Raw genomic sequence first — 6,666 nt, forward strand, 5'->3', positions numbered from 1 at the left:
GCGCAAAATCTCCAAGTTTAATCAGAGATTTTTTTGGCGCAAAGACTTCGCACGATTAATACTTTTACCAGAGGTTTCAATCTCTGAGTTCCAAGTCACAAAGTAGGCGAATTAGATGAGTTTTACAGCCCGCAGACCAAACATCAGCACTGTCGCCAAGCCGACCATTCCGCCGAAAAGCCCGAAATAAGTTATTGCTCCGCTAAGAGTCATTGCAATTTCTCCAAAACAATCAATAAAAAGACATATAAGAACTATAATCTAAAATCTAATATCTAAATTAGATAAATATGCAATCCATAATTAAAGTTGACTTGGGGCCACAATCTTACAATGTTTGCGTGCGATCGGGCGGCTTAGACGAACTCGGCAATATGATGGGCGATCTAAGTTTGGGCAAAAAAGTGCTGCTGGTGTCGAATCAGTCGATTTTTCGGCAGTACGGCGAAAGAGCAACAGCAGCCCTCGAATCGGCCGGTCTGGAAGTCAGTAGCTGCATTTTACCACCGGGAGAACAGTACAAAACTTTAAATTCGGTGCAGAAAATTTACGGGGCGGCTTTGGCAAACCGTTTAGAACGTTCCTCGACAATGGTGGCTTTGGGCGGCGGGGTGGTTGGCGATATGACGGGTTTTGCGGCCGCGACTTGGCTGCGGGGAATTAATGTGGTGCAAGTTCCGACTTCGCTGCTGGCGATGGTTGATGCTTCTATTGGGGGTAAAACGGGGGTAAATCATCCTTTAGGGAAGAATTTAATCGGGGCTTTTCACCAGCCACGTTTGGTGTTAATTGACCCGGATGTACTCAAAACTCTGCCGGCGAGGGAGTTTCGTTCGGCGATGGCGGAAGTCATCAAGTACGGGGTGATTTGGGATGCTGAACTTTTCGGGAAGTTGGAGAATTGCAAGCGTTTGGATCAAATGCGCTATGTGAAGGCGGATTTGTTGGCAGAAATTTTGAGTAGGTCTTGCCAAGCTAAGGCTGAGGTGGTTAGCAAAGACGAGAAGGAATCGGGTTTGCGGGCGATTTTGAATTACGGGCACACCATTGGTCATGCTGTGGAAAGTTTGACCAATTACAAGGTGATAAATCACGGGGAAGGAGTGGCAATCGGCATGGCTGCGTCAAGCCGATTGGCTGTGGAGTTGGGAATGTGGGATGCTGAGTGCGATCGCCGCCAGTCTGCTTTGATTGAAAAAGCGGGTTTACCTGCCAAATTGCCGGCTGGTGTCGATGTTGAGGAAATTTTGCATACTTTGCAACTCGATAAAAAGGTGCAGGATGGCAAGGTGCGGTTTGTGCTGCCGGTGCGCTTGGGTGAGGCTGCTGTGAGCGATCGGGTGGATGGAGATTTGATTTTACAAGTTTTAAAGGAAATGCTTTAGATTCTGGTTTTTGGGGTTTTTTAACCTCTGCTGAACGCCTTTTAACGCCGATCGCCACAGATGTTTTTTCTTTTAATGTGCGATCGGCGGTTGAGTTTAGGAACCGCTCGACCGCGAATTAATTTCCTCCAAAATTTTATCTACTCTGTTAGCCGCTTGAGTTCTGCCTTGCTTGATAAATAACTCCTTAGCTTTTGTGAGGCTGGCTACTGCCTCGGCTTGGTTTTCCTTGTCTCCTTGCTGGTACAAACCGACTCCTAAATTGTTTAAAGCATCGGGATATTGAGCGTTAATTTTAACGGCTTGTCTCCACTGAACAATTGCCTCCGGCAACTGCCCCTGACTTGCCATCGCGACGCCTAAATCGTTGTGAGCTTTGGCGTGCTGCGGGTTGACTTCAATTGCTTTTTGGAATAGAACGATCGCATCGCTCATTTTACCTTGCCCCGACAGCATAGTTCCCAACTTGTAATAAGCATCCGCTTGTTTGGGATAGCGAGCCATTAGTTGCCGGTATAAAGCTTCGGCATTGACAGCATTTCCTTGACCGTAAAGGTCGTTGGCAGTTCTCAAACCCACCGTGTAGCCTTTACCTACAACTTGGCACTTTTTCTCAGAGTTGCCTTCCTGCTTGCAAATCCTGAGTTCGTCTCCCTTCATCTCATAAGACATAACTTCCCGAACAGCAGGGCCTCGGCGTGGGGGCTGCAAGTTTTGCGAGAGTTGCAGGGCGATTGTCTCAGCTTGTGCCGGTTGGGTCACTGCGGCATTCCACATTCCTGCACCCACCAAAATGCTTGGGGCGATCCACCTCAAAGGTTTGAACAAGCGAAACTCTCGATCGTTTTTCATGTCTTTTGTGGAAACGTGTTGTTGATATCCTGGGTTTCACTAGCGCCGTAAGAGTCGGAGCCGATGGGGCCCACCCGATCAAATAGTTAGTTATTAACAGTCGAGATATTTTAGCACTGTGTGGCCGAGTTTGAGTTAAATTAGAGTAGAATTCCGATCGATTCTCAGTCAACCTTAGCAGGAAAATAGAAATGGGGCAGTCTATTCTTACCATGCTCTTTGCGCTCATCCTCGGCTACGCTGTTAACTCAAGCGTCAAAATAGTCAGCGGTGGCGACGAAGCTTTAGTGGAACGTTTGGGTCAATACAAGCGCACCCTCAAGCCAGGATTCCACTTTATCAGTCCCCTGGTCGAAAAAGTCGTCTGCGTGGACACAAGCCGTGAAAGAGTTTTAGACATTAAACCTCAGTCAGCAATCACGGGAGATAATGTGGCTCTCGAAGTCGATGCCGTTGTGTATTGGCGGGTTGTAAATTTACAGAAAGCTTATTATGGAATCGATCAAATTGAAAATGCGATCGCCAACTTAGTTTTAACAACGTTTCGCGCGGAAATTGGTCGATTGCCCATGCAAGACATCTTGGGTTCCCGAGATGACATGAATAAAAAATTACTCAAAAAGTTGGACGAAGCTACGGAAACTTGGGGTGTCAAAGTAATTCGCGTAGAAATTCAAAGCATTACACCTCCTAAAAGGGTGCAAGAAGCTATGGAATTGGAGCGCGCTACCAAGAGCGAGTGGCAAGCAATGGTCAATAAGGCGATCGGCACTAAGGAGTACATGAGGCTCTTAGTAGAAGCTTTAGACTCCCATCCGAATAGCAAGCAAGTTTTGAATTACTTAGTAACCGAAAAATACTTAGAGGCTCAACAAAAATTGGGCGAAAGCGACAATGCCAAAATTCTGTTTATGGACCCGAGAAGCATGACGGAAGCTCTGGGCGAGCTAATGGGTTCTATGCCCGATGTGATTCATTCTGAGGGCGGAGAAATGAAAGTTATCGATACTAACACTTCTCAAGACTGATTCCTGAAGATAGCGTCGGCAACCAGACAAACATCGTGCATTTCTGTGACATCGTGAACTCGCAAGATATCTGCCAAATTTGCGATCGCACCTGTACAAGCCGCCGCTGTCCCCCAACTTCTTTGTTTCGCTTCTGGCTGATTCAAAATGTGACCGATGAAGCTTTTTCGCGAGACTCCGACTAAAATCGGACAGTTTAAAACACGGAATTTTCGCAACTCTCGCAGAATTTCTAAGTTTTGACTGTAAGTCTTGGCAAAGCCAATACCAGGGTCGAGAATTATTTGAGATTTGTCAATCCCCGCAGCAACTGCTGCCGCAATTCGACTATCGAAAAATTCCCCAATTTCCCCGATTAAATCCCGATAATCTGTCATTTGTTGCATTGTCTGGGGAGTTCCCCGAATGTGCATCAAAATTATTGGCACTTTTAACTTAGCAACGGTTGACAGCATTTCCGCATCAAAAGTAGCTCCCGAAATATCGTTAATTATATCCGCTCCCGCCTCAACTGCTGCTTTGGCAACCTGCGCTCTGGTAGTATCGACCGAAATAGGAACTGAGCCAAAAATATCGGCTTTTTCTCGCAGTATTTGTACCAGAGGTATAACGCGATCGATCTCCTCTTTTAAAGATATTTCCACTGCACCTGGCCGAGTAGATTGACCGCCAATATCAATAATATCAACTCCAGATTTTACCATATTTTCAGCTTGCGCTAAAGCAGATTCTATGGTATAGAAATCTCCGCCGTCGCTAAAACTGTCAGGGGTAACATTCAAAACGCCCATTAAATAAGTGCTTTTTCCCCACTCGAAAGATTTATTTCTAATTGTAATTTTTTTGTTATTTATCATATCAAATCCGTTGGCATTGGAATTCTGTAGTGCGAGCTTCCCCCTCGCGATTTGGGTAGCGAGCTCTTAAGCTCACATTGACATAATCCAAATTATTATTCCGATTAGTTAGAGCATGGGTAGCAGATGTGCCAGACGCACATTGACACCAATTTCTTCGCAAGCACCGGAGCCAGAGCGAAATGCAGAAAGCATACTCAGCCATTCATAGCATCCCTGCCAAGGATAGACAACTGCTGCACCACCCCGCACAACGCGCTCGCCATTACTACTATTCCCACTAAGCCAAGGTGAGCCATCTGAGAGAGCGCCTTCATAGTTGTCGTGCCAAATGTCTGCACAGATGTCGCCGTGAAATCCCATATTCACCAAGCCAAAGCGGTTGGTAGCGGCATCGTTGGCAGCTTTATTGTTGAAATTTTCTACTAAGTAAAGGTTTGACACATCGTTCCCCCAGAAAAACAGTGTTGTACTTCCTGCACGGCAAGCATATTCCCACTGCGATTCTGAGGGAAGAACGTGTCCAGAGGCTTGTAACAAGGCTTCTACTTCCTCGATAGATAGATATGCTACCTCTGCATTAGGCATGGGCGGCCCGTTCAAATAATCTCTGTATAAGAAGTTGCTCTCGTCAACGGAAATCAACTCCTTGGCTTCGCTCCAGCGCAAGGGAAAACGCGCCAAGAGAAAGGGAGCAAGGTGTACCGGATGAACAGGATGCCAAAAGTTACCGTTGATGAAGCTGTCATCAATAATATCTACTACATCTTGTTCATCGTCTTCTATTAGTTGTCTGCGAAGCTCGACCAGTGCCTGCTTCTGAGTCTCATCAAATCCCATCATGAAGCTGCCACCAGGAATCAGGAGAAACACAATACCTGTTGCTTTTTCGCGTATAGAGAAGATACGGATGGGCTGCTCTAAAGCATATGTTTTCGCATCAGCTACTTCAAAGCCATTGAGTTGCCAAACAAGGGAATTGACAATCTCGTCTTGTCGAGCCTTGCTTGCCGTAGCCCATTGCGCTGCATTATGAAGCTCTTTCATGGCTGTTGGGTGAGGAGGAAGCAAACTTTCTAACTAAATTGAAGGAAGTTGCAATCCCAAAAGGTGGTTAATTGCCCCATCATCCACTGGTACAGAAAGATTTTCGGGTAACTGGTACAGATTGTCATTTCTCAACATCAAAAGTCCCGGTACAACCACCAATTAGCAATTACCAATTAGCAATTACCTATTACTGATAATTGACAATTCGAGCAAAACTCGTAGCTTCCAAACTCGCACCGCCTACCAAAACCCCGTCAATCTCAGGCATCGCCATGACTTCATCAATATTCTCCGGTTTAACAGAGCCGCCATACTGAATTGGCACGTCAGGATTAGTCAATTTACTGCGAATCAAACCAATAACTCGGTTAGCTTCCTTCGTTTCGCAAGTATCGCCAGTGCCGATCGCCCAAATCGGCTCGTAAGCAATTACCAACTTATTTTGGTCAACACCAACCAAATCTTTTTCCAATTGAGAAAAAATGTGAGCTTCAGTTTCGCCTGCATCTCGCTGCTGCTTGGTTTCCCCAACGCACAGAATCGGAATTAAATCGTATTTCTGAGCAGCTTTCAGCCGCAAATTCACAGTTTCGTCAGTTTCCCCAAAATATTGGCGTCGCTCGCTGTGGCCGATGATGACATAACGGACACCAAGTTCACTCAGCATTGGCCCGGAAATTTCCCCAGTAAAAGCTCCAGACTCTTGCCAGTGGACGTTCTGAGCACCGAGTCTGATCCGGCTGCCGTGCAAATTTTTCGACAGGACAGCCAAGGAAGTGAAGGGAACGCAAAGCACGACTTCCCGTTCCTCTGGGGTTTCCGTCAGGCAGGACATGAATCCTTGAAGAAACTCTAGGGATTCTGCCCTAGTTTTGTACATTTTCCAGTTGCCAGCAATAACTATTTTCCGCACGGGTGACTCAGTAGCTCTGTGAACATCAAAATCAGGCAAATTATAGTGTAAAGCTTTAGGGTACCTTTCGAGCCCTTATTGCCCAAACTCGATGCGAGCTTGCTCAACTAAGTCAACGGTGACGACTTCGGTTTCGGCTTCGCGGGCTAACTGCTCGATGCGGACGCGAGCTTGTCCCCGGACAAAATAGGGAATATTTTTCAGCTTCGCCTTGGCTTCTGGCGTCCATTTTAAATCATCGGAAAATTCGGAATCGGGCATGGCGTATTGAGCGATCGACTACAAGCCTTCATGGATCTGGCTTTGATGGAAAGCCTGGATGTATTAAATTTACCACGAGTTGCGATCGGGCCACACCTTCTCACTCTGCCTTAATTTTGTTGCTTAAAATAGCCGACACTTCTTGTAAAAGCTGATTCTGCTCTTGTCGAATTGCCTCCAACCTTGTCAAAATATTAGCAAGTCGTTCCTGAGACTCCAAACTGTTTAATTCAACTCCCCTCAATCAATACTCCGGACAGTTTTTAAATAGGGATGCTTACGCAATAAAGCACAGAAGCGAAAAAACTGAGTGCTATCTG

Annotated in this window: 8 protein-coding genes; 2 read left to right on the plus strand and 6 right to left on the minus strand. The window is 46.1% G+C overall.

Features of this window, described 5'->3' with window-relative positions:
* Positions 1-111 precede the first annotated feature (111 nt).
* The gene (gene petL, locus QUA27_RS25255) at positions 112-213 is read right to left on the minus strand and encodes a cytochrome b6-f complex subunit PetL (protein ID WP_190741595.1); all 102 of its coding nucleotides are present in this window, start codon (positions 211-213) and stop codon (positions 112-114) included.
* Between the two features lie 77 nt (positions 214-290).
* Between petL and aroB the strand changes: the two genes are divergently transcribed.
* Positions 291-1,385 carry a 3-dehydroquinate synthase gene (gene aroB, locus QUA27_RS25260; RefSeq protein ID WP_333071545.1) on the plus strand — a complete coding sequence of 365 codons (1,095 nt, stop codon included), beginning with the start codon at positions 291-293 and terminating at the stop codon, positions 1,383-1,385.
* A gap of 96 nt (positions 1,386-1,481) precedes the next feature.
* Here aroB and QUA27_RS25265 read toward each other — a convergent pair whose 3' ends face one another.
* Complete coding sequence (locus tag QUA27_RS25265) at positions 1,482-2,237, minus strand: tetratricopeptide repeat protein (protein WP_333071548.1); 756 nt, start codon at positions 2,235-2,237, stop codon at positions 1,482-1,484.
* Positions 2,238-2,428: 191 nt separating this feature from the next.
* On the opposite strand from QUA27_RS25265, the gene QUA27_RS25270 reads away from it, so the two are divergent.
* Entirely contained in the window at positions 2,429-3,265 is an 837-nt protein-coding gene (locus QUA27_RS25270) for an SPFH domain-containing protein (RefSeq protein WP_333071549.1), read from the plus strand.
* On the opposite strand, the gene folP is transcribed toward QUA27_RS25270, so the two are convergent.
* From folP to QUA27_RS25290, 4 genes are all read right to left on the minus strand, one after another.
* On the minus strand, positions 3,256-4,122 hold the full coding sequence (gene folP, locus QUA27_RS25275) for a dihydropteroate synthase (protein ID WP_333071551.1): 867 nt from the start codon (positions 4,120-4,122) through the stop codon (positions 3,256-3,258). The genes QUA27_RS25270 and folP overlap by 10 nt on opposite strands.
* 108 nt (positions 4,123-4,230) lie before the next feature.
* A complete protein-coding gene (locus QUA27_RS25280) occupies positions 4,231-5,169 on the minus strand; it encodes a formylglycine-generating enzyme family protein (protein ID WP_333071553.1) in 939 nt (312 codons plus the stop codon).
* Positions 5,170-5,359: 190 nt separating this feature from the next.
* Positions 5,360-6,085, minus strand: coding sequence for a triose-phosphate isomerase (tpiA, locus tag QUA27_RS25285; RefSeq protein WP_333071556.1), 726 nt, complete (start codon positions 6,083-6,085; stop codon positions 5,360-5,362).
* Between the two features lie 75 nt (positions 6,086-6,160).
* Positions 6,161-6,346, minus strand: a complete 186-nt coding sequence (locus QUA27_RS25290) for a PCP reductase family protein (RefSeq protein ID WP_006633749.1) — start codon at positions 6,344-6,346, stop codon at positions 6,161-6,163.
* Positions 6,347-6,666: the final 320 nt, after the last annotated feature.

Origin of the sequence: Microcoleus harperi Pol14_C6 (genome assembly GCF_036701295.1) — a bacterium.
GTDB lineage: Bacteria > Cyanobacteriota > Cyanobacteriia > Cyanobacteriales > Microcoleaceae > Microcoleus.